Annotated in this window: 21 protein-coding genes; 13 read left to right on the plus strand and 8 right to left on the minus strand. The window is 53.1% G+C overall.

Going from position 1 to position 21,605, the window contains the following annotated elements:
* Position 1 precedes the first annotated feature (1 nt).
* The 4 genes from JL474_RS15140 (at position 2) to JL474_RS15155 (ending at position 6,340) form a co-directional block, all read left to right on the plus strand.
* Positions 2-808, plus strand: a complete 807-nt coding sequence (locus JL474_RS15140; RefSeq protein ID WP_203142724.1) for an ABC transporter permease — start codon at positions 2-4, stop codon at positions 806-808.
* A gap of 657 nt (positions 809-1,465) precedes the next feature.
* Positions 1,466-3,718, plus strand: coding sequence for an ATP-dependent nuclease (locus JL474_RS15145; RefSeq protein ID WP_203142725.1), 2,253 nt, complete (start codon positions 1,466-1,468; stop codon positions 3,716-3,718).
* Positions 3,715-5,451 (plus strand): UvrD-helicase domain-containing protein, encoded by a 1,737-nt coding sequence (locus JL474_RS15150; protein WP_203142726.1) that lies wholly within the window; start codon positions 3,715-3,717, stop codon positions 5,449-5,451. Before JL474_RS15145 ends, JL474_RS15150 begins: the two co-directional genes overlap by 4 nt.
* Positions 5,452-5,551: 100 nt before the next feature.
* Entirely contained in the window at positions 5,552-6,340 is a 789-nt protein-coding gene (locus tag JL474_RS15155; protein WP_203142727.1) for a hypothetical protein, read from the plus strand.
* An 85-nt stretch (positions 6,341-6,425) separates the two neighbouring features.
* On the opposite strand, the gene JL474_RS15160 is transcribed toward JL474_RS15155, so the two are convergent.
* The 3 genes from JL474_RS15160 to JL474_RS15170 are packed head-to-tail and all read right to left on the minus strand — an operon-like array spanning position 6,426 to position 9,449.
* The gene (locus JL474_RS15160) at positions 6,426-6,725 is read right to left on the minus strand and encodes a hypothetical protein (RefSeq protein ID WP_203142728.1); all 300 of its coding nucleotides are present in this window, start codon (positions 6,723-6,725) and stop codon (positions 6,426-6,428) included.
* A gap of 51 nt (positions 6,726-6,776) precedes the next feature.
* The gene (locus JL474_RS15165; RefSeq protein ID WP_131482914.1) at positions 6,777-7,376 is read right to left on the minus strand and encodes a DUF2931 family protein; all 600 of its coding nucleotides are present in this window, start codon (positions 7,374-7,376) and stop codon (positions 6,777-6,779) included.
* A gap of 9 nt (positions 7,377-7,385) precedes the next feature.
* Positions 7,386-9,449: a T6SS phospholipase effector Tle1-like catalytic domain-containing protein gene (locus JL474_RS15170; protein ID WP_236012294.1), complete on the minus strand. Its 2,064-nt coding sequence runs from the start codon at positions 9,447-9,449 to the stop codon at positions 7,386-7,388.
* Positions 9,450-9,651: 202 nt separating this feature from the next.
* Here JL474_RS15170 and JL474_RS15175 point away from each other — a divergent pair, with 202 nt between their 5' ends.
* Positions 9,652-10,038 (plus strand): hypothetical protein, encoded by a 387-nt coding sequence (locus JL474_RS15175; protein ID WP_203142729.1) that lies wholly within the window; start codon positions 9,652-9,654, stop codon positions 10,036-10,038.
* A 95-nt stretch (positions 10,039-10,133) separates the two neighbouring features.
* Here the strand turns inward: JL474_RS15175 and JL474_RS15180 are convergent, their stop codons facing one another.
* The 4 genes from JL474_RS15180 to JL474_RS15195 all read right to left on the minus strand — a co-directional run bounded on the left by JL474_RS15180 (position 10,134) and on the right by JL474_RS15195 (position 13,461).
* The gene (locus tag JL474_RS15180; protein ID WP_203142730.1) at positions 10,134-10,562 is read right to left on the minus strand and encodes an ABZJ_00895 family protein; all 429 of its coding nucleotides are present in this window, start codon (positions 10,560-10,562) and stop codon (positions 10,134-10,136) included.
* A 185-nt stretch (positions 10,563-10,747) separates the two neighbouring features.
* Positions 10,748-11,656, minus strand: a complete 909-nt coding sequence (locus JL474_RS15185) for a nucleotidyl transferase AbiEii/AbiGii toxin family protein (RefSeq protein WP_203142731.1) — start codon at positions 11,654-11,656, stop codon at positions 10,748-10,750.
* A complete protein-coding gene (gene abiEi / locus JL474_RS15190; protein WP_203142732.1) occupies positions 11,643-12,194 on the minus strand; it encodes a type IV toxin-antitoxin system AbiEi family antitoxin in 552 nt (183 codons plus the stop codon). The genes JL474_RS15185 and abiEi overlap by 14 nt, the downstream gene beginning before the upstream one ends.
* Before the next feature lie 352 nt (positions 12,195-12,546).
* On the minus strand, positions 12,547-13,461 hold the full coding sequence (locus tag JL474_RS15195; RefSeq protein WP_203142733.1) for an NmrA/HSCARG family protein: 915 nt from the start codon (positions 13,459-13,461) through the stop codon (positions 12,547-12,549).
* Between the two features lie 114 nt (positions 13,462-13,575).
* Between JL474_RS15195 and JL474_RS15200 the strand changes: the two genes are divergently transcribed.
* A complete protein-coding gene (locus JL474_RS15200) occupies positions 13,576-14,454 on the plus strand; it encodes a LysR family transcriptional regulator (protein ID WP_203142734.1) in 879 nt (292 codons plus the stop codon).
* A 55-nt stretch (positions 14,455-14,509) separates the two neighbouring features.
* On the opposite strand, the gene JL474_RS15205 is transcribed toward JL474_RS15200, so the two are convergent.
* On the minus strand, positions 14,510-15,439 hold the full coding sequence (locus tag JL474_RS15205; RefSeq protein ID WP_203142735.1) for an AraC family transcriptional regulator: 930 nt from the start codon (positions 15,437-15,439) through the stop codon (positions 14,510-14,512).
* Between the two features lie 101 nt (positions 15,440-15,540).
* On the opposite strand from JL474_RS15205, the gene JL474_RS15210 reads away from it, so the two are divergent.
* The 7 genes from JL474_RS15210 to JL474_RS15240 all read left to right on the plus strand — a co-directional run bounded on the left by JL474_RS15210 (position 15,541) and on the right by JL474_RS15240 (position 21,461).
* Positions 15,541-16,281 carry an SDR family oxidoreductase gene (locus tag JL474_RS15210; RefSeq protein WP_236012295.1) on the plus strand — a complete coding sequence of 247 codons (741 nt, stop codon included), beginning with the start codon at positions 15,541-15,543 and terminating at the stop codon, positions 16,279-16,281.
* 189 nt (positions 16,282-16,470) lie between these two features.
* Positions 16,471-17,103 (plus strand): LysE family translocator, encoded by a 633-nt coding sequence (locus JL474_RS15215; RefSeq protein WP_203142736.1) that lies wholly within the window; start codon positions 16,471-16,473, stop codon positions 17,101-17,103.
* 188 nt (positions 17,104-17,291) lie between these two features.
* Complete coding sequence (locus JL474_RS15220) at positions 17,292-17,711, plus strand: hypothetical protein (protein WP_203142737.1); 420 nt, start codon at positions 17,292-17,294, stop codon at positions 17,709-17,711.
* A gap of 629 nt (positions 17,712-18,340) precedes the next feature.
* Entirely contained in the window at positions 18,341-18,748 is a 408-nt protein-coding gene (locus JL474_RS15225) for a hypothetical protein (protein ID WP_203142738.1), read from the plus strand.
* Between the two features lie 305 nt (positions 18,749-19,053).
* Positions 19,054-20,229, plus strand: a complete 1,176-nt coding sequence (locus JL474_RS15230; protein ID WP_203142739.1) for a GGDEF domain-containing protein — start codon at positions 19,054-19,056, stop codon at positions 20,227-20,229.
* A 206-nt stretch (positions 20,230-20,435) separates the two neighbouring features.
* Positions 20,436-20,876, plus strand: coding sequence for a hemerythrin domain-containing protein (locus JL474_RS15235; RefSeq protein WP_203142740.1), 441 nt, complete (start codon positions 20,436-20,438; stop codon positions 20,874-20,876).
* A 39-nt stretch (positions 20,877-20,915) separates the two neighbouring features.
* A complete protein-coding gene (locus JL474_RS15240) occupies positions 20,916-21,461 on the plus strand; it encodes a type 1 glutamine amidotransferase domain-containing protein (protein ID WP_203142741.1) in 546 nt (181 codons plus the stop codon).
* Positions 21,462-21,605 lie beyond the last annotated feature (144 nt).

Consider the following 21,605-nt stretch of genomic DNA (forward strand, 5'->3'; position numbering starts at 1 on the left):
CATGCGACTGGCCCAGTACTGGCACTGTTTCATCGGCATCCAGATCCGCGAATGGCTGCGCTTCTGGCAGCAACGCACCCGCTTCGCCAGCGCCCTGGTACGACCGCTGCTGTGGCTCGCCGTGTTCGCCGCCGGCTTCCGCGCCGTGCTGGGCGTGTCCATCATCCCGCCCTACGCCACTTACATCACCTACGAGACCTACATCGCCCCCGGCCTGTGCGGCATGATCATCCTGTTCAACTCCATGCAGGGCGCGCTGTCGATGGTCTACGACCGGGAACTGGGCAGCATGCGCGTCCTGCTCATGAGCCCCCTGCCCCGGCCCTTCCTGTTGGTCACCAAACTGCTGGCCATGGGCGTGGTGTCCATCGGCCAGGTTTACGTGTTCCTGTTCATCGCCTTCTTCTTCGACGTCGAGCCGCCCGCCCTGGGCTACCTCGCCGTCTTCCCCGCGCTGCTGCTCACCGCCCTCATGCTCGGCGCCCTCGGCCTCATCATCGCCACCTGGGTGAAACAACTGGAAAACTTCGCCGGCGTGATGAACTTCGTCATCTTCCCCATGTTCTTCCTGTCCTCGGCGCTGTACCCGCTCTGGAAAATGCAGGACGCCAGCCCGGTGCTGTACTGGATTTGCCAGATCAATCCGTTTACGCATGCGGTGGAAGCGATCCGGTTTGCGCTGTATTTGCAGTGGAATTCGGTGGCGTTTGGGGTGTTGGTGGGGGTGACTTCAGTACTCGCGCTTGTTGCTACGGCGGGGTTTCGGCCGCAGAGGACGCGGATTGTTGGGGTGAAGTCAGTCAGTTAGGAAGGCCTCGCACCAAATTCATGTAGCTCACTTTGACACACCAACCCCCATCAACTAGATTATTTTTTGTACAGGGATCAGTTGCCCGCCGCTAATGGATTTAGCGCCTTACTTCAGTAACTCTTCCTCTGTATTCAGGTTCACAATCATCTTCGCTAGACGGAGGTTCACATGGCAGTGAAACACATACGAACAGGTATCGTTCATAGCGGTTCAAAAGGTGGCCGCACGGGATGCGGTTACGACACCAGGGAAAAGCCAGACCATTGGTCGTCGACATCTGAGCGGATTACCTGTGATAAGAAGGGCTGCAAAAACTAAAACAAGCCTCCGAGATCCCGCTCAACGGAACTGAAGTCTACAAACAATAAAAAGCAAACATCCTCGGCATAAAAATAAAACTAACGACAAATAGGATGTGACATGAAAAAGCTCATGTTGGTGCTGTCTCTCATACTTTTCACTTCAATGGCATTTGCGCATGGCGGAGGCTGTCGAAAGGACAGTCCTCAAGGGCAATGCTGTCATGCTGGGTCTCAGCCTTATCACTGTCATTAACCCTAAACTGGGTCAAGTCTTGACGTTTAGTCTGCAATGAAAGGAAAACGCAAGATCTGTCCCCGGATTCTTGTCACTCACTGAATAAAAGGTTTTTGAATGGGTGAAAGAACTTCTTACAAAAATAGGCAGATAAAAACAGCCAAACGAATAAAAGCAAAACGGATCAAGTCTAAAGCCAAATTGGCGCGTGCGGCAGGGTTTAGCGGGGATAAGTTTAACGGTGCTAGCTCGGATAAATCCAAAACGATAGAAGAACAACAATCAACTAGAGGACCAAGAATGCGAATCGAGAAGGTCAGAGTCGAGGGATTTCGACTTCTGCAGGATGTCGAGATCATGCTGGAAAGTAAATCCACAGTAATCGTGGGGCGTAACAACAGCGGAAAAACATCATTCACTGATATATTTAATCGTTTCATCGGAGAATCTGGAGCACGGTTTCGCCTAGAAGACTTTTCTGCTTCCCAACGTGAGCGGTTTTACACGGCGAAGATAATGCGAGAGCAGGGAAAAAAGCCAGAGGATGTACTTGCTGAGCTTCCTTCAATCTCCCTCACGCTCACCTTCCGATACGAAAGTAACGATACGACTCTGGGACCTCTTTCGCCTTTCGTAATTGACTTAGATATAGACTCCACAACGGCCATTGTGCGCGTCGAGTACAAAGCGATGCTGGAAACGATCCACACTCTGCTTGATATTCCTCTCCCACCTGAAGGCGTTGAGCCTAGAGCATATTTCTTCCGCTCGTTGCGTGACACTTTGCCAAAGGCATATAGCAGCCATCTGCAGGCAATTGACCCCACTGACAATACCAATCGACGTAATTTTGAGAGCACAGTCGGGCTTGCAAACTTGCTGCAATGCAATTTTATTCGCGCCCAAAGAAATCTCGACCATGCGCAACATAGCGAAACGGATGTCATTGGAAAATTGCTTAACGCTCTATTTAAGACCGCTTCTGAGCCAACTGCTGCGACAGCAGATCAGGAACTGGCTAAAGAGCTCAAGGCGTCCGTCGAAAACATTGAGCGAAATATTCAAGGCAGTTTCGATGAAATGTTGAAAAAGCTTCTACCAGCGATGGAAACACTAGGTTTTCCGAGCCTTAATGATACCGAGCTTCGGCCTGAGACGTCCTTAAATGTTGAAACCCTTTTGTCAGATCATACAAAAGTGGTCTACGCCGGAACAGACGGGGTGCATCTGCCAGAAGGCTATAGCGGCCTCGGCACTCGCAACTTGATCTATATGCTACTGCAGCTTGAGAGCTACCATAAGGCGTACCGGGCTAAATTAACCCGTCCAGCCACCCACCTAATCTTCGTCGAGGAGCCTGAAGCCCACTTGCACCCGCAGATGCAGGAAGTCTTCATCAGTCAACTGAACGCCGCAATAGGGAAGCTTTCAGCCAGCTACCCCAACGAAGCTGAGTGGAAGGTTCAGTTTGTGATCACGACTCACTCTCCCCATGTCGCAAATGCCGCATCATTTGAAGCCATTCGGTATTTTTTGAATGAGCCAGCTGTCCAGGCGAATGACCGCCAAACCAAGGTTAAGGACTTCAAAAAGGGCATGAGCAGCATCTCGCCAGACGATCAGAACTTTTTACACCAGTACATGACGCTGACCAAGTGCGATCTGTACTTTGCTGATAAGGCCATCATGGTCGAAGGTACAACTGAACGACTGCTGATGCCGCGTCTATGCGACTTGACTGATAAATTGCTGGACGGCCCGCACAAGCTCACCCAGCAGTATGTTACATGCGTCGAAGTTGGTGGAGCTTACGCTCACATCTTCTACCCACTACTAGACTTTCTGGAACTCAAAACGCTGGTGATTACCGATCTAGATTCAACTAAACCGGTAGAAAAAATAAACAAGAAAGGAAAAACGATCACGACTTGGGAGAAGTGTCCTGTAGCTGAAGGCGAACGAACGTCGAATGCAGCGATCAAGGAGTGGTTTCGACCCAAAAATAATGATGGTTGGCAGGTAACTCTTGACGAGCTTATTTCAAAGACGTCCAGTGAGAAGCTGAGTGGTTATCGGCGAATTGCTTATCAGATTCCCGAAGAGCCCAATGCAGCGGCGTGCGCACGTAGCTACGAAGATGCATTAGTTCTAGCCAATCCGGGTCTTTTTGAATGGCCGAATGAACAGGATGAGGCCACCGAAGCTTGGGAGATAGCAAAGGGGCTCGCGAAAGCAGATACGGCATTGCGGTTCGCCATTTGCGAGAAAGAGTGGTTGCCACCCCGTTACATCAAGGAAGGACTGGCATGGCTTTCCGGGCCACCTTTAACCAAGAACGCCGAAGCTCCCTCAGAGGTGGCTGGCGCATGAATGAAACGATTAACAATCCAGCTATTATCGCTGCACAAAAGGCACAACGAAAGATCAATGAGGCTATTGATGCAGGTGATAGTTTTCGCCTTGAGGCTGGTGCCGGAGCAGGAAAAACGTATTCGCTAGTTGCTGCGCTAAAACGATTGATCGAAAAGCAAGGGCCCGATTTGGTTCAAGCTGGACAGCAGGTGGCCTGCATCACCTATACCGAGGTTGCACGTAATGAAATTGCACAAGAGATAGAGGATCACCCCGCCATTTTGGTCAATACCATCCATGGTTTCTCTTGGGGATTTCTGCGTCAGTTTCAAAAGGCATTACGTGAGCTTGTGCTAGAAATGGACGATCGGAAAGAGAAAATCGAGCAAGGCGGCGGGGTTGGCTCAAAACCCGTGGATTACGATCTGGGATTTTTTGGCGTCGATACCAACCGAGTCACACTAAGCCATGACGACATTCCCGCTATGATGGCTAGGCTTCTTCAAAATAAGAAGTTTCAGCTAATGTTTGCCCAGCAATTTCCAGTGATTTTTATAGACGAGTATCAAGATACCCATCGCCAATTCATGGAGGCGATAACAAATCACTTCCTAACGCCCGCCACTGGTCCCCTTGTTGGTCTCTTTGGAGACCACTGGCAAACAATTTACAGAAGTGAATACGAACTAGCTGAGTACCCAATTAAACAAATTCCTAAAGGTTCAAACTTTCGATCGGCACCAGCAATCGTGAAGGTGCTGAATAAGCTACGCCCTGAACTGCGCCAAGCAGTACCTGACCCCAATGCCAAGGGCGAAGCGCGCTTCTTTCACACCAACGGCTATACGGGACGACGAACTAATGATGCTCACTCCAAAGAAGATCTGCCACCTGATTTGGCTAGACGTACTCGTGAGGACTTAATGCAGCGACTGCAAGGTGAGGGTTGGGATCTTAGCAGTACGAAGGTACTGATGCTCACCCACAACGTGCTAGCAGCGGAACAGGGCTATCCCAAACTTGCCAAGATATATAGCGGTCGTAATGAACAATTCGCAAAGAAGGAAGACCCGGTAATCAAATTCTTCGCAGAAGCCGTTGAACCCATATGTGAGGCTTATTGTGCATCTCGCTATGGCGATATGTTCAGAGCATTCGGTACTAACCCCACAATAACTCAACATTCAGACAAGATAAGCTGGCGTCGAGATCTGGATACTCTTCAGAGGCTGCGAACTAAAGGCACAGTAGGGCAAGTTATCGATCACCTTAAGGCGACGGGACGCCCACTGCCCCCCGACCGAGTAATGCGACGTGAAGAAGAGCTAAACACGCTGAACGGCGCCCCCATTCCTGACGATGCCCCGGCACTTCGTCGATACGACAGTTTGCGAAACATTTCTTATGGAGAGGTCATCGAGCTAGTCAAGTTCGTCGAAAATCAAACCGCCTTTGCCACACAGCATAGTGTTAAGGGAGCTCAGTTTGAAAACGTCCTAGTAGTGCTAGGAGGAGGTTGGAATCATTACAACTGGCCACAATTGCTTGAACTGATAGAAACAAATGCGTTGACTGCAAAGAACACCAAGGGCTTCTACCGTGCCAGAAATTTGTTTTATGTATCCATCTCACGGCCTATTACCAGACTCGCCGTACTGGCCACACAGACCATGCCGGATCATGCCCTCAAAGCGATTAATAGACTCTTTGGGAGCGATAACGTAGAGGAGCTGCCCATTAGTCGGAATTAAAGGGGTCAGAGCGCATTAATTTAGGATTAAAGGGGTCAGAGTGCATAAAGTTTGATCAACGGCGGATAACCGGGACCGATATGCTCTACGTTAATCCCGAATGAAACCGCTCTCTCAACACACAAGAAAGCTCAGGGCAGGCCTTGCATTTTGCCACTGTCATGCGGATAGAGAACAACAAGACAATAATCTTTTGGCAATCGCTACGGAGTCGACCATTTTATATAGGAAATTTTCATTCGTTAGTTTGATATTCGCGGCGCTACTAATTTCTCAAGAAGCAAACGCAGCGGATAAAGCCCTCCCGCAAAAACTCGATATCGAGTTTCTAAGCGCACTGATAGGGCCCGTTAAGGTGAATGGTAAGCCTTGGGACGCAGCAGCAAATATTAACCGCACAGCGGTCTCCATGATCTCAGACATGATTGCACCGGGATCAGGAATTGCTGCTTCAAGCGTGGTTTCCGCCGTTGCGAAGGATGCACCCCAAGGCACTTCCGCACCAGATGTCATTGGTTACGTCGTTCAAAAAGGCACCACAACAACATCTCTTGCAAAAGTTGCGGGAATACCGTTAGCGCTGGCACTCAACCGTCAGAAGACACAGGATAGCTATACCCCCAGGTTTTATGCAGAGTACCAAGGTTGGCCGGTTTACGAAGGTACGCGCTTTCAAGTTCAGTTGTGGGATAAAGACCTGATTCGAAATGATCAAATTGCTGTTGTGGAACTCAACTACGATCAGCTATCACAAGCTGCAAAATCAGAAAAGCCAGTATGGATTAATGTGGCTGATCAGAGCATGAAGCAATTGCTCTATATACTCATATCGGTGACGCCTTCATTAAGGAACACTGCACCAAAGATGAATGGCTATCGTTGGAATTAAAAATGCCTGGGGCAAACCCGCCAACGAATCTCGATAATTTAACTTTGATTATCAACAGTTAAAGGGGTCAGAGCGCATTAATTACTCACGGCCGAGTACCGCTCGCAGCAATGAACAACAGAATGACGGCTCCACCAACGACTACGCCCAGTAGCGAGAGTAAATAGCCAACGAAAACCAGCACCTTGTCGCTGGCCTTGTCCCAAGCCTCATTCTTTGAAACTCGATGCAAGTAGAGAGCCCCACACACCGAAAAGCCTGTCCAAAACAGTAGAACCCCAAACACGTCACCATCACCGCCGCTGTATAAGGCTGAGCTCAGCGCAAAAAACGAGAGTGCGTGCACCACGAGTGTCGTGGCAAATACGACAACTGACTTTTTCATGGGATCTGACAAGCCCGATATTTACAGAAGGCCTTCCTCAACAAGCACGGCCTACCAACCGTCGAGAGGTACACCATGTTTCTCCAGATAGGCGCCATTCTCTTCCATGTAGTCTGCAGATCGGACCTGGAATTGCCCGGTATCCCCCTCTACTTCAACAGCCGGAACCCGCATGATTTCAACAGCGTTCGAACGCTGACTCATCATCCAGACAACCACCTCCCCTCCCGGGGCAAGACCTAAAATAAGCGTGCTTCTAGGTTCATGGCGGACATTGCCCCGTTGAGTGGTGTGACGGACAGGCTCTCGCATGCGATCTTTGAGGTCTGGCGGTATCTTGATCAGCGTCGAGTAGAATTTCTGCTCCGCGAATGAAAACCAATGGAGGCCTATCAGGTTTGGGAAAGGATCCATCGCACCGCCGGTTCCGAAGGGGCCGTTGTCACCTTTCCAGCAGCAACTGACATCGCCCACCGGCACTCGCCAGCTTCGCTCGCCGGATTTTTCCAGATGCATATTAATGACCCACATCTGGTAGTGCTGGGGGGCGGCAACCCCCACGTACCAGGGGATATCCTTGTCTTCCTTGGTCGTACACCCCGCCAGTATCAGAATGCACCATAGGTAACAGGCGTATTTTATGACGTTCACTACCACTCCTTAGTGATTCGGGTATACGATCCGTTCGCCGGATTCGGTTGGGGCATACGGGCAAACGACTTCGGGCAATTCAAGGGCAGCCGGTTCCCCAAGGGCGAGGAACTTAATTGGACTGTAATCGGCAGAATAATGAATATATCGCTGCCGCAGCAGGCTTTCCTGGCTTGTTGACAGTGAAGCGCTGGCGGCACCGGCCATAATTTGCTCCGAGAGATTTTCCGCAACAGGGACAAGTTCATCCGGTAGACGATATGCGTCGTTGGTCGGATCGATACTCCTTAGAGGCACATCGGCCTGCACGGCCAACTGGTGCATGAGCTTCAGCGTTACCCGAGAATATTCCCCTCGCATCTGGCGAACCATTCTCAGGGCCAACTCGGCGTCTCGAGAACCGTGCGGTGTTCGCCCCGGATCAATGTGATGATAGATTTCTAGGCTTGCTTCACTTTCCGGCCCCAGTTCACTGGGCGACGGGTTGGGACGCTCGGAGGATCTTACTGGCAAGCAGTTCACACCGATCCACCCCTCGGCGTCCTTCTGTTTTTTCAGGGCCTCCAATGCATGCCATTGAGACGTGTCTTCTGCATTCTCAAACCATGAAAGAGAAACGTGTTGCAATGGGGTGAGTAGCACATCTTCCCGCATGATATCGGGATACCCGCCGCCAACATCAGAGTGCACACCGGGCAGGGCGATTTCCCGATAGTTATCAGGCAAGGTGGCATCCGGATTGCGCAGGCTGTTTAAGGCAAAGTTCTTCCGCCGCTCGTCAGAGGCCACCAGGTGAACGGCCTGTTCGACCTTGCCTGGGTCCAGGTAGATCTTGACCGGATCGTTCCGGTCGTTGCTTGGTGACAGATCCCCCCTTTTAGCGCTGACAACAGCTGCAACGCTATCGAAGAGTCCCACGAAGCGTACTCTAACTTTTTCTGGCCAATTTATATCTTCAGTTTCAAAAGCCTGACCCAAAGCCCCTTCAGTGCCTCGATTAATTTCATGAGCAGCGTGTCGGGCAGCGGCAGAGCCCCGACTGAACCCAAACAAATCAATCGTTAGAGTCTTGATAGCTCCAGGAAGCTGTAGCTCATCAATTCGCTGAGCGATCCGATGACATGCCCCGTCCACCTGGCTCAGTATGCCAGTGTCCCCAAGGCCGGTAGACATTCCCTCCAGTGAATCACCATCGCCGGTTTCGGTACCAATACCTGGAGCGTATTCCGCCAGTCTTTGCGTAACCTTATCCCCCTCCACTTTTCGCGATTCGATATATAAATCAGCCAGCTTGGCGACATTGCTCGGTGCATTGGTGTAACTGGTACCAAGAGCCAATCCCAGACGGTATTCACATTCCGCCTGGGTGATCTCGCCGCGCTTGAATGGCGCAAGGCATTCTTCCTTGATTTGATCCTTGTAGGTCTGGGAATTTTCGGCATTATTGAGGGTGCCATCTGTAAACAGACCAACCTCCAAATGGATCTCTGGCTCTTTCTCCAGAGTTGTGGCTTCGGTCGCGCGAACGGAGGAAGACAGGGGTTCAACTTGCTTCGCAGGAAATGGGCTTTGTGGACTCACCGACTCACGTTGCCGCTCCGTTTCCTGTCGTCGAGACATCAACTCCGTTCCCAGAGAACTTGCAGAGAGGAATCCCACACCACGGCCATCACGGCGGGACAACTCCTGCGAAGTAATGCCATTGTCGTTCAAAATCTGGACGCTGTGGCCCAAGGCAAAATTCGCTTCACTGGCATTGATCTTCCAGCGCCCTTGCCCGGCTTCATTGTCATCCCAACTTACAACCGGGCTGAATGGTGGCCCATCGCTAATACCGCATACCAGCCACAATTCGCCATTTCGAACTTTCTGTTCGACTTCATCCAGAAGCCGGCCATGGTCTTCGCGGCGTGCTGTGAAAGATGGAGGAAGAGAGAGTATGCGACCGAGCCTGGAGGTACCGAACTCCAACTCTTTCTTAATACGCTCGCGGACCTTGGAGGCCGCGAAAAAGGGAGATTCAAGGTTGGGCAAGTCTGCCGCAACCAGATCCGATGTTTTGACAATATCCATTGACCATCATCCTTGATCAAAATAGCTTCATGCCGGGCAATGGCTTATCGCCGTTCCTTCGCCCGCTTACGGATGCTATCACGGAACAAAATGGTGAAGTAAACAGGCAGAATTCGGAGCATCCTATCAGCGATCAACCACTCGAGGCCGGGGATCGCCTGGCAAATGTAGAATATTGACGAAGCGATCTATGACTTCCTTGATGAACAGTGAATCCTTTGAAGCCATCGTTGCGCTGGTCGTGATGATCGATATCTTTATTGGTCTGGCCGCTCTCGCCTTTTCGCTTACTTCCGGCTTCCGAAAAATCGCGGAAATTGAGAGCAGAATTGCCCCCAAAGGAAGCACGATTGATGTTCAGAAAAAGGCCTGGGGAGAAGGCCCAGTAGGACGGTGGATCAGGATTGTCTACCTGCTGAGTTTCTTCTTCTGGCGAAGAATCCCCGGGCACGGTGTGAAAGTCGCCTCCAATTTAGGCGACATTCATGCCGATGTGCCATGGCGCCTGCAATGCTGGCTAGTTATTCCAATGGTTCTCTTCTGGTCTTCGATATTGCTGATGGTAGTGGGCTGGTTGCTGATCGGCTAAATGCCCTGTGTGTCATGGTCGAAAGCGCGATTTATTGTTCTGCAAGATTAATCCGACGTTGGCGGTATTTTCCAACCATCATCCAATTTCACAGATCACCGACTACGGGCCAGGATTGCGCGAGCCCCTTTCCGAAAAACGAGCATAAAGCCTGCAAACTGCAACACGCTCACCCCCATCAGCACTTCCATCATCAGCCAAGCCGGCACAGAACTGACGGCATATATAAAGTTCCGGAAGCCATCCGAACCATCAGTGAACTGAAGGACAACCAGGAGCATCACGATCGACACCAGGATGATGGCGACGAGACTTCCAACTGAAAGTATCATCGCCTCTCGCCAGCCTGGCACCCGGCGCTGAATATCAACAAATGAGAACGCCCCGCCCGCTGCGGAGGCCATCGCGTATCCGAATTGCACAGCTGAGGGTATTGTGATGCCCAACAAGCTCTGGGCGGCCAGATGACAGAATTGAATGGCGGTATAGAGTGCCGCCACGGTCAGGATTGTCCGTGTAATCATGAGTTGCTACGTCCTTGTTTTGCTTTGGTAGGCTTCCCCGCAATATCCTTTTGCGAAGTCAATATCAGTACGAACCCTATCGCTCCTCTTCCTGGAATCCAAGAGTGATGTTCTGAGTGCATTAATTTTGATCAGCTAATCAAAGATCCGGAGAGGCTTATTTTCTAGAGGGTACAGGCAGCGCCCTACATTGGAAACTCCGGACCTGCGCCAGCGGATTGGCCTTCATCTACTTGTTCCTGCGCCTGGCGTACCTTTTCCATCACGGTATTGACCAGATAGGGCCAGAACCCCTCCTGCTGAATGGTTCTTTGAAGGCGTTTGGGCGGGATGAATCGCGACATTTCGAACTGGAACCCGCTTTTCTGTTGATCGTCTTCAGCCAGCAAGCGCAGGCGTTCGTCCGCCAACTGAAGGAACGCCTGCGGATCTTCACCGTGGTCCGCCAGTTTTGCCCCAATCAGTTCATACGCCGGTTCAACACCCCCTTGCGTCAGCCACGCAATATCCCAGAGGTCACGATATTTCAGCCGTCCTGGCCGCATGGCAAAAGCCACCAGTTTATCGGCGAAGATTTCCTGACGACTTTGGGCGTTGATGATCAGGGATTCGGTACCAAGATTGATGCCGTAATGGTTCCGGAGCGTTCGGGGTTCGACTTGGTAGCTGGGCACCGAGCAAATATCTAGGTGAATTTTCTGGGCTGGCATGTTCCGGCGGTCCGGCGCCGTGTTCACCTTGAGCTTCCAAGTATCCACATTGCCCTGCTTTTCAGCCTTGGGTTCGGTCACGGTTATCGGTACTTCATACTTCTCTTGCAGACGGCTTTCAAGGGTCTCCTTGAGCTTGTCCAGGTCAGCCTTGGAAAAGTCCGTCCCTCCGGTAAAGTCGAGATCTTCACTCAGTCGGTTTGAGCCGTAGCAGGCTCGTAGACAGGTACCACCAATAAAGGTCAGCTGCTGCAACAGATCAGCCTGGCTCAGCTCTCGGAGAATATCGTGGTGCAGGATTTCCTTCTCCACCACGGCGCGTAGGGCACTCAACTCTTGCTGATTGCGGAGCGCTTCGTCTACCAGAGCGTCAAACACTGCCATCGGTTGTCTCCTGTACCAGGTCGAGGGTTGAGCGGTTAAATCGGTGCATATCGTCCAGGGCCAGCTCATTATCCGCTCTGTAAAGATAGCGAGCAGGATCATAGTGGAGGTGCTCTACCACATCGGACATACGACGCTCCGTATGGATGAACTCTATCGTGCCATACCGGCCGCAGTTCACTTTGGCCGATCGCCCGGTGCTTATCACGGTAATCCAGGACATCGGCATCTGGGATATGAGGCCCGCTTCGCTCAGTATCGTTTCCAAGCTGATGTAATTGAAATGCCGGGCACGCAGTAGGGCCGCAGCGTGGAAAAGGATAAGGCCACTTTGATCCGGGGCTCCGGGGTACTGGTAGATACCCTGGCACACCCTTTCAAGCAGTCCTCGCCGCTCGGCGCGGTGGAGTAGGGCACGGTATGCCCCCTGACTCAGATCTGGAACCAACGAGCGGAAAGCGGCAGCAGGATAAAGCCGGCCGTCGGATTCTGACTGGGAGGAGATGAGCCATCTCTCAAGGCGTTGTAGGGGTTGCATGGTCTTGCTCCGCGCTTTGTTATGGATAGTATAACAAAACGCTGACCAGGAAGTTATCAAGGACAGGCACACCGGAAGAAGAAAGCTCCAGTCCCTCCTCACACCAGGGGCTCTCGGGGTCACATCGAATCAATTCTGAGCAGCCCGCAGCCGTCAATCCCCCTACCCCGCAGACACTAGAGAGTTAAAGAGGTGCGTTCAGAGCACATTAATTCCGTTTCCTCCACGCATCAAACGATCTACGCAGCCCCGCCGTTAAAAAGAAGCCAGCGCACAAATGCCTTATGTGCGCCTGGTCCTTTCAACTCCCTCTGACCTGTACCTGCCTAGAAACAGGCAGGCGCTCCCCTGTTCAAGCTACACTGCCGTTCCGATCCTCGAGTTTCAGGTTGTTCTCCGCCCACTGGAAAAAGCCGGTTGGCGCCTGGCTCACGATCTGCTCGGCCAGCGCCTGACCTTGCGAATAGTCGCCGCCGTAGTAGCCGTGAGCCTCGAACCAGTCAAACATATTCGTGAGTTCCCGACCGCCCGGCACCGCCTCTGCAAACGGGCCTGCCGGTATCTGGGTGAAGGTCAGTTCGATGCCCTTGGCCTTATACCCGTTGATGATCTCGTTGAAGCTGATCCTGGACCCGACATGCGGTAGATGCTGACCTTGTCCGGCCTTTTCAGGCTGGGAGAAAGCGGCGGCCACCAGATTCCCAAGCTCTCCGATATCCGCCATATCGATACCGACAGCCGGGTTGATCGGCAGGGTCCAGCCGAGGGTGCCGTCCTGTTGGGGTTGCGGCGCCATGTTGTAGAGGAAGTTCTGATAGTAGAACGCCGGCATCACGAAGCTGTGATAACGGAAGCCGGCATCGGCCACATCCCGGTCCATTTTGGCTTTATTGGTGAAGTGAGGGACGTCGAAGCGGCCTTCACTGACGGCTTCCACGTTGGGCAGCGTCGACCAGACAAAGTGTTCGACACCCTGTTTTTTCGCGCTTGTGATGAGGGCACGGCATTGGGCGATCTCGTCAGTGCCCGGCTGCCAGGCGTTGGTAACGGCAAAGACGCCGTAGGCACCACGTAAGGCTTTATCCAGACTTTCCGGGCGGTCCAGATCCCCATAGATCACGTCGTCCGCTCTCCCCTGGTACTGGTCAGGGTTTCGGGTGACTGCGCGAACCTGGAAGTTGCCCGCGGCTTTCAGGGCGTCAACCACGCCCCGACCTTGTTGCCCTGAGGCGCCCAATACAGCAATGGTGTGTTTACGATTCATCATGGTTTTCTCCTGGTAGGTAACGATCAACAACGAGAAAACAGCTTATAGTGCTAATATCTGGAACAAAAGCGCCTAATTTGAAACTAAATTGTTCCATTAACGAGACAATTAGCAATGGATATGAATGGAATGGCGGTGTTCGTGGCGGTTGCCGAGACGGGGTCTATAACGGCCGCCGGTAAGCAACTGAACCTGCCGAAGGCCACGATAAGCCGACGCCTGAAGGCCTATGAAGACGACATCAACGCGACGCTGTTTCGCCGTTCAACCCGGGCGCTGTCGCTGACCGACATTGGGCAGCGACACTTCCAGCGAGTCAGTGGCCTCGTGCATGAAGCGGAAGAGGCATTAACGCAAGTTCGCGAGGACCAGACCTTGCCCTCAGGCCTGATCCGGATCAGCACTTCAATGGTGTTTGGTGAGACCTTTCTTGCGCCAGTGATCTGGCATCTGGCCAAAGCTCATCCAGCGCTGCGTTTTGAGCTGGTCCTGGGCGATGAGTTGGTGGATATCGTCAAGGAGGGAATCGACTTCGCGATTCGCCTTGGCCAGCCCGAGGACTCCGAGTTGATTGGACAAACGCTGGGCAGCGCCTCCCAGGTGCTGGTTGCGACACCTGATTGCTTTGAGGGTGCAGCACCTCCGAAAACCATCGCCGATCTGGATGCCTTCCCCACCATCGTGACCTCCGCCCGCCGCAATCACTGGTCCTTTGCCGATGGAAACGTCTACCGTTGTCGCTGGTCGATCGCTGCGGGCAGTATCAATGCAAGTCTGGGAGCCTGCTTACAGGGTCTTGGAGTTTGTGCGGTGCCGGCGCGGATGGCCCGGCCACACATCGAACGAGGTACGCTTGTTCCGGTTCTCAAGGAAAACCCACTTCGAGACGTCCCTATCGTTCTGCTCTATCCTCGCCTGAGACATCGATCGGCCATCACCAAGCTCTTGCTGGAGGCCCTAAGGGCTTCGTTGAAACAGAATTTTGAGGGGTAAAGCGAGCTGATCGATTGAACAGTGAAAAACGCAATATTCGCCCCAAATCCACGCTCTACCCAACCGGTTCCGTGACAGCGGCGTGTTCCCCGCGTTGCGACGATGCGTATTCACTTGGCGGTGTGCCAACATGGCGCGAGAAGGCGACACTGAATGTGCTGGCCGAATTGTAGCCAACGTGTTCAGCCACATCAGCAATGCGAACCTGGCTCTGTTTCAAGAGCTGCTTAGCCAGAGCCATTCTCCATGCAAGCAGGTAGGCCATCGGCGGGAGGCCGACGGTGCGGTTGAACCTCTCGAAGAATGCCGAACGGGACAAGGCTGCTTCCTGTGAAAGCTCCGCAACGGTCCAGGCGTGTGCTGGCCGCTCATGTATGGCTCGAATGGCATTGGCAATGCGGATATCGGCGAGCCCAAGGACAAGACCCGGTGACGCCGAGGTGCCCGTCGTACACCGCAGGGCTTCGATCAGCAGCACTTCCAACAATCGGGAGAGGACCTCTTCCCGTGCCGGCCGTTGTGCACGGGACTCATCGCCAACCAGTTTCACCAGCATGCCCAGCCTGTGCTCGCCACGGATATGGATAAACCTGGGCAATAGCGAGACCAATAGGGCCACATCCGGTGATTCGAAATCGCAGTGTCCCACCACCATGCGCAAGTCAGGCGGAGCATCCTGAAGTCCAACCCTGAATTCGCCACCACCGACCGCAACGGGCTGCATTTCGAAGTTTTGGTGTAGCGGTTCAAGACTGGACATGTCGATACGATCCGCTGCAGGCACCAGCACGAAGTCGCCGGGCTGGAGCTCAATGGGCTCGTACCCGTTCACTGAGAAATGCGCCCCGCCGTCCAGCACGATGCAGTAGAACGGCCGCCCGCCGTCGGACCGCTTTATGCGCCACTGGCCGGCACCGGAGACCAGCTTGGAATAGCGAGCACTAGGTCTGAGAAGCGAAACCACTTCCGCAAGCGGGTCGATCATAACCGGACTCCTGCTAAAGAACTGCGGACTTTTAGATGTCGTTAGTACGGCACAGGACGCCTATTGTGTTGGCTCACTCACATACGACACAAGGTCTCCCGATGAAAACAGTAATGATCACCGGCTGCTCCTCCGGCTTTGGTCTGGAAATCGCCCGTCACTTCCTCGACCACGACTGGAAGGTCATCGCCACCATGCGGGTTCCGCGCGAGGACATCCTGCCCCAATCCGATCACCTGCGGGTAATCGCCCTCGACGTTACGGACCCGAACAGCATTGGCCGGGCTCTGGAAATGGCAGGCCCTATCGACGTTCTCGTCAACAATGCGGGTATCGGCGCGGCCTGTCCGTTCGAGCTCACGTCACTGGAGCAGTCACGCGCGCTCTTCGAGACCAACACGCTTGGAACCATCGCGATGACACAGGCCGTACTGCCTCAGTTCCGGGAACGCCGAGCCGGTGTCATCATCAACATCAGCTCAAGCGTCACGCTGGGAGCGCTGCCGTTGGTCTCGGTATACAGTGCAAGCAAGGCGGCCATGAATGCCCTGACACGATCAATGGCGTTGGAGCTGGAGCCCTTTGGTATACGGGCGCACCTGGTATTGCCGGGTCGCTCGCCAGAGACCCGGTTTGGTAGCAATGCGCATTTCGCCGGGATGGATCATGAAGCCTACGCGGACTTCGCACAGCAGACACTGGCCGGCATGAGGGAAGCCTCGGGGCCGGTGACCTATGCTATCGACGTCGTCGAAGCGGTCTGGCGCGCAGCAACCGATCCATCGTCCCCGCTTCAGATTCCCGCCGGAGAGGACGCGATTATGATGGCCAACGCGAACTAAACGTGGCTCGCGAGTTAAAGGGGCAGAGCGCTTTAACTCGCTGGCATGCGGCCGGGTCGCAAACTATAAAATGCCTGACAATTCGTTCGAATGGTCTATAAAAAGGCAGGTGACATTCATACTGGGCCGCCCCGCCAGCCATGCTCAAAGCCGCTAAACACGCCCGCTAACCTCAAAAAGGGTATTCGGATGCTGACTTCCTTGCTCGCCATCGCGGTTCTTCATTGGGCCGTTCTCGTGATCCCGGGTTTCAACTTTGTTCTCGTCGGTCAATTGGCCGCCGGAGGGAGTCGTACCGCTGCGTTTTCGGCAGTAGCGGGTATGACCGCCGCAACGTTAGCCTGGGCTACATTGGCTATTGCCGGGGTGGGTATCGTCTTTACCGCCCACCCTGCCTTAAGGGGCACAGCGCAGATCGCCGGTGGTCTCTATCTGCTTTACATTGCGTTCAAGCTTTGGCGCTCTGGCCGCCAGGGCACCGTTGTGACAACGCCCGTACTCGGCGCACCGGCTGCATTCCGTGCGGGCTTTATGACCAGCATCCTCAACCCCAAAATCGCTCTGTTCTATGGCAGTGTGTTTGCGACCGCCCTTCCGCAGGATCCGCCGTTATTCCTGGTGGCGCTCTCGGTCCTGCTCGTCTTTGCTAATTCGGCCGTTTGGCATTCGTCCCTTGCGCTGTTGTTTTCACGCCAAACCATTCAGAGCGCTTACATGCGGAACTACCAGGCGCTGAATCGCCTCTCCGGGGCGGTCGTTGGAGCCTACGGTGCCAAGCTGATCGCCTCTGCCGTCACTGAGTTTCGGTCGCGCGTTGCATAGGATTATTAAAAAGAAAGGGAGCAGATAATGAATTGCCAACTGTTAGCGAAACCAATCCGCAATTAAAATGAGGTCGGGCTTGGCATACGAGGGCTTACCTTTTGCCCTCCAGAATCTGAATCGCAAAACGCGAGACCAGGCCCCAACGTAATGTCTAAAGTTAGGGAGCCGGAGGCGCTTTAGCGCGATTGGTTCGAGGCAACAAGGTGAGGGAAAATGCCACCGGTGAGGTCGGTGTCGTCATTCGCACCCGGGAAAATAGCGAGCTGGATTGCGCCGACTGTCACGTCGCCTTCTATGGCAATATGTTTCCATCGGAAGGACCCGCAGGGCCTCCTTATATCTTGCGGTATCTGGAGTCGTCGCTCGAAAAAGTGGATGAGCAACGTTCCGGTGGCCGTTTTTTAACCAGGCGTTGTTATCAGGCAATGTATCTACCGCTTGGCGGCTCCAAAATTGCTGCAAAGCTTGATGTCAGAATAAAGGGAATATCTTGCTGGTTCTTAGATTTGCAATTTACGGACTTCTTTTTTTCAGTATTTCCGGATACGTCGTATTGTCCCCCGCAGGAAGCGGCGATGACGCATTTTGGAGGGCGCTTCTTATAGGCGGAGTTGGCGCTGGTGCCAGTGCCTTTGCCGCATTCTCAGCCAGGATCCTGTTTCAGTTTTACTCGGAACTTTTGAGCAAAGATAATGAGTGATAGAGACCTCACGATTTTAATTTCCTTTGCCATTATGCCGTTACTTGCATTATGGCCTTATCTTTTTATTTGGTTTAAAAAGGCCGCAACCCATTTTTATTTGTATCTGCATTCTTCGGCATTCTTCTGGTCACGGGAATGCTGCTAACCGCCATTGCTTTACCTTTCGGTATATTTTTTATCAAAATAGCTCCCCAGTTGGAGGCATCTGGAGTCGGGATTTTCATCGAACCGTTACTATCGCTTTCCAGCTTTGTTCAAAGTTGGTGGTTCATCGTCATTTTTCCTGTTTTGTATTTTACGCTTCCTTTTCTCCTTTAAAGGAAGTATGAGGTGTTCAACTAAAGGGGCAGAATGCATTAATTGGGTTTCCGGTTTTGCAAACCGGACGGCAGTACGCACGATATGAACTGTACGTATTCTGCGGAAAGCAACGCGACTCACGTTGCTCTGAGACATCACGTACTGTGATCGAGCGCCCCACTGAGATATATTTATCTGAAGGCCGGGGCTAACGTCTTTTTCAGGGAAGATATGAAGACTTCAGGGAAATCTGTGCTGCTCATAATATTCACAGTGTCATTCGCAGCGCCCATCTTTCTGCTCGGTTTTGGGATCGTGGTTGGCACGCCCTACTCATTAACCCAAATATTCCGGGGTTCGTTTGAACTGGCGTTATACCCATTTATCAGCATCGGTGGACTACTTGGTCTTTGGGCCGTCTTACAATTACTTGCGCGAACATTGAATGACTCCTTTAAATTAGCATCGCCAGCACGATTACTGGTTTATATCTGTTCGGGCATTTTTTCACTCGGCGCCGTCGCCATTAATACTGAAATGGGCTTTGGTATTTCATCGCTGTTTTGGATTATGCCTTGCGGTTTAACGGGATATCTGGTTTACGTTAACAGGCAATACTTCAGGGACGGTTTAAAATAACGCCATTGCCTTCGCTCCCTCCGGGCTTTATAGGGTATTCTGTTTTCTCCCACTCTTCCTTCGTAAGCAGGACCGATGCAAAAGGATTTTGATTCATACCGGCAATACATCGAGGCAAATCGATTCCGCTTGTCGGCGACCGTTTACGAACTCGCTTCAAATGTCGAACGCTAGAGGCACGGGGTCAGCAACGTGACCCTCAGAATCCCCTAAGCTAGACTCGCTGGTGAATCCGCCTCTAACCCCTGTTGGTTCCAATAACAATTGATGGGCCTGAACGGTTTTTGCTTGAACGACAGCCAGCGATGAATGACGACGTTTTTAAGGACAAACTGAATTATCAGCTGTTAGACAGTTTTGTTCGACAAACCCCCGTTGTCGTATTGGGGCACTTTGTCGTCGCTTCGATCAATATCGGGCTATTCTGGCAACGCGTTAACCACACCTTTATTCTGGCCTGGGCCACCTTCCTGCTGTTGACCGGACTGTCCCGCTGGTTGATGAAAAACCAGTATCAGCGTCATCAACAGCGCTGGACGCCGGGCGGCTGGCGCCGGCTTTTCGCTGTGAACTCGCTCTTTCTGGGGCTTGCGTGGTGCGTGTGGGGCCTGTATGTCGGCGTGGCGATTGAATTGGGTGGCCTCGGCCTCTCGATCATCATCATTACGGCGGCAGGGCTGGTGGCAGGCGCGGTCGCCTCTACGTCTTCCTCGATCGTTTCCTATACGTGCTTTTCCGGGCCAACGCTTCTACCGCTGAGCGCGCTGTTACTGTTCACCGATCAAATGGAAACCCGCGGTATCGGTCTGTTGATGGTGGTTTTCTTTGCCATTACGTTTCGTCAGGTACAGAGAATAAATGCTGTATTGCAGGAAAGTATTATCAACGGGCTCAAGCTGGAAAAGTCCAAAGAGGAAACCGAAAAACTGGCCCAGGAGCTGTATCAACTCTCCACCGTGGACGCCCTGACGTCGGTCACCAATCGCCGGGGCTTTAATGAAGCCCTTAACAGCGAGTGGGCGCGTGCAAAACGCCTGGATACGCCGCTGACGTTGCTGCTCATCGATGTCGATTTTTTTAAAACCTTCAACGATAGCCTGGGGCACCCGGCCGGCGATGAGTGCCTCCGTTTAATCGCCTCGATGCTAACGCTCCATGCCCGAAGGGCCGGCGAGGTGGTTGCTCGCTACGGTGGCGAGGAATTTGCCATTCTGTTACCGAATACGACGGGAAAGGACGGTGTCAAAATCGCAGACGATATCTGTGAAGCCGCCGCCAGACTGAACATCAAGCATCCTGCCTCTGACGTCGCGGAACATGTCACCGTGAGTATCGGGGTACACGAGGCGACGCCCCGGGATGTCGGTGGCAGTGAAGAGCTCATTAAACTCGCCGATCACGCCCTGTACGAAGCCAAAGCGGCCGGACGAAACTGCGTCCGTTCTGCCCAGCAGCCGGCAAGTAACACGGTCGAATCCTGACAGCATTAGATGAAGGCGTCAGAAATTGAGGGGTCAGAGCACTTTGATCGAGAGCACTTTGATCGATGAAAGCAGTGTCAGGAATCAGCAGGATAAACCGATGCCGACAAACTCACGTACGTCTATGCTGGCTGCGACCATTACACGCCGGGCCTCCTTGCGCCCTCACCCGGGAGGCTGACCGGGAACCGAATACGGAGATGCAAATGACGATTTTTGAAGAGCTTCGGGCCGACCACGACAAACAGCGAAAGTTGATCGAGCAGGTTCTGGAAACCCATGGTGCCAGCGACGAGCGGGACCGGTTGTTTCTGAACCTGAAAAAGGAACTGGCCGATCATGCGCTGGCAGAGGAACGTCATTTCTACGTGCCCCTGATGCAGTTCGATACGACCCAGGAAAAAGCGAGGCACAGCGTTGCCGAGCACCATGAGCTCGATGAGTTGGTTGACGCCGTCTCTTCATCCGACCAGGATTCACCCGGTTGGCTGGCTCACGCCAAAAACCTGGCTCACAAGCTGCTGCACCACCTCGAGGAGGAAGAAAAGGAGGTGTTCACCGTTGCGGGCAAGGTGCTGGCCGACGATCAGAAAACCTCTCTCGGGACCGATTACCGCAGCGAAATGGAGGAAAGGAAAACCGTCTGAAAAGGCGACGATGCCAAACAGAAATGAGGAGGACAACGGATGAGTGCACCACTGAACGGAAAACGAGTCGCATTTCTGGCCACCGATGGCGTGGAGCAAATCGAGTTGACCCGCCCCTGGCAGGATCTCCAGGGTGCCGGCGCCGCGCTGGAATTGATTTCTCTCGAAGACGGTGACATTCAGGGCTACCACCACCTGGACAAGGCCCACACCTTCAAGGTGGATAAAACGGCGGCAAACGCCAACGCAGACGACTACGACGCCCTGGTCCTGCCGGGTGGCGTGGCCAATCCCGACGCCCTGCGAACCGACGTCCATGCCGTTAAGCTGATCAAGCAGTTCTGCAACAAGCACAAGCCAGTGGCGGCCATTTGCCACGCGCCCTGGACACTGATTGAAGCGGACCAGGTCGAAGGCCGGACGCTCACCTCTTTCCCGAGTCTGAAAACCGACATTCAGAACGCCGGAGGCCATTGGGTCGATGAGCCGGTGCACAACGACAACGGGTTGATCACCAGCCGGGTCCCGGATGACCTGGACGCGTTTTGTGCCGAGTTGATTGAAGTGCTCTCACCGGTTGCCTGATTCTTGAAGAGTCAGGTTGTGCTTCGAAGGGGCCGTGGCACTGGCCCCTTCGGTTGGCTGGGACACGCCAAGTCGCTCACGTCGATTAAACGGGGTGAGAGCGCATAAGTTTTAACCCATTGCAGATCCGCGCCTCTCACAGGC

The sequence above is a fragment of the Marinobacter mangrovi genome, assembly GCF_016798325.1.
In the GTDB taxonomy this organism is placed as follows: Bacteria; Pseudomonadota; Gammaproteobacteria; order Pseudomonadales; family Oleiphilaceae; genus Marinobacter_A; species Marinobacter_A mangrovi.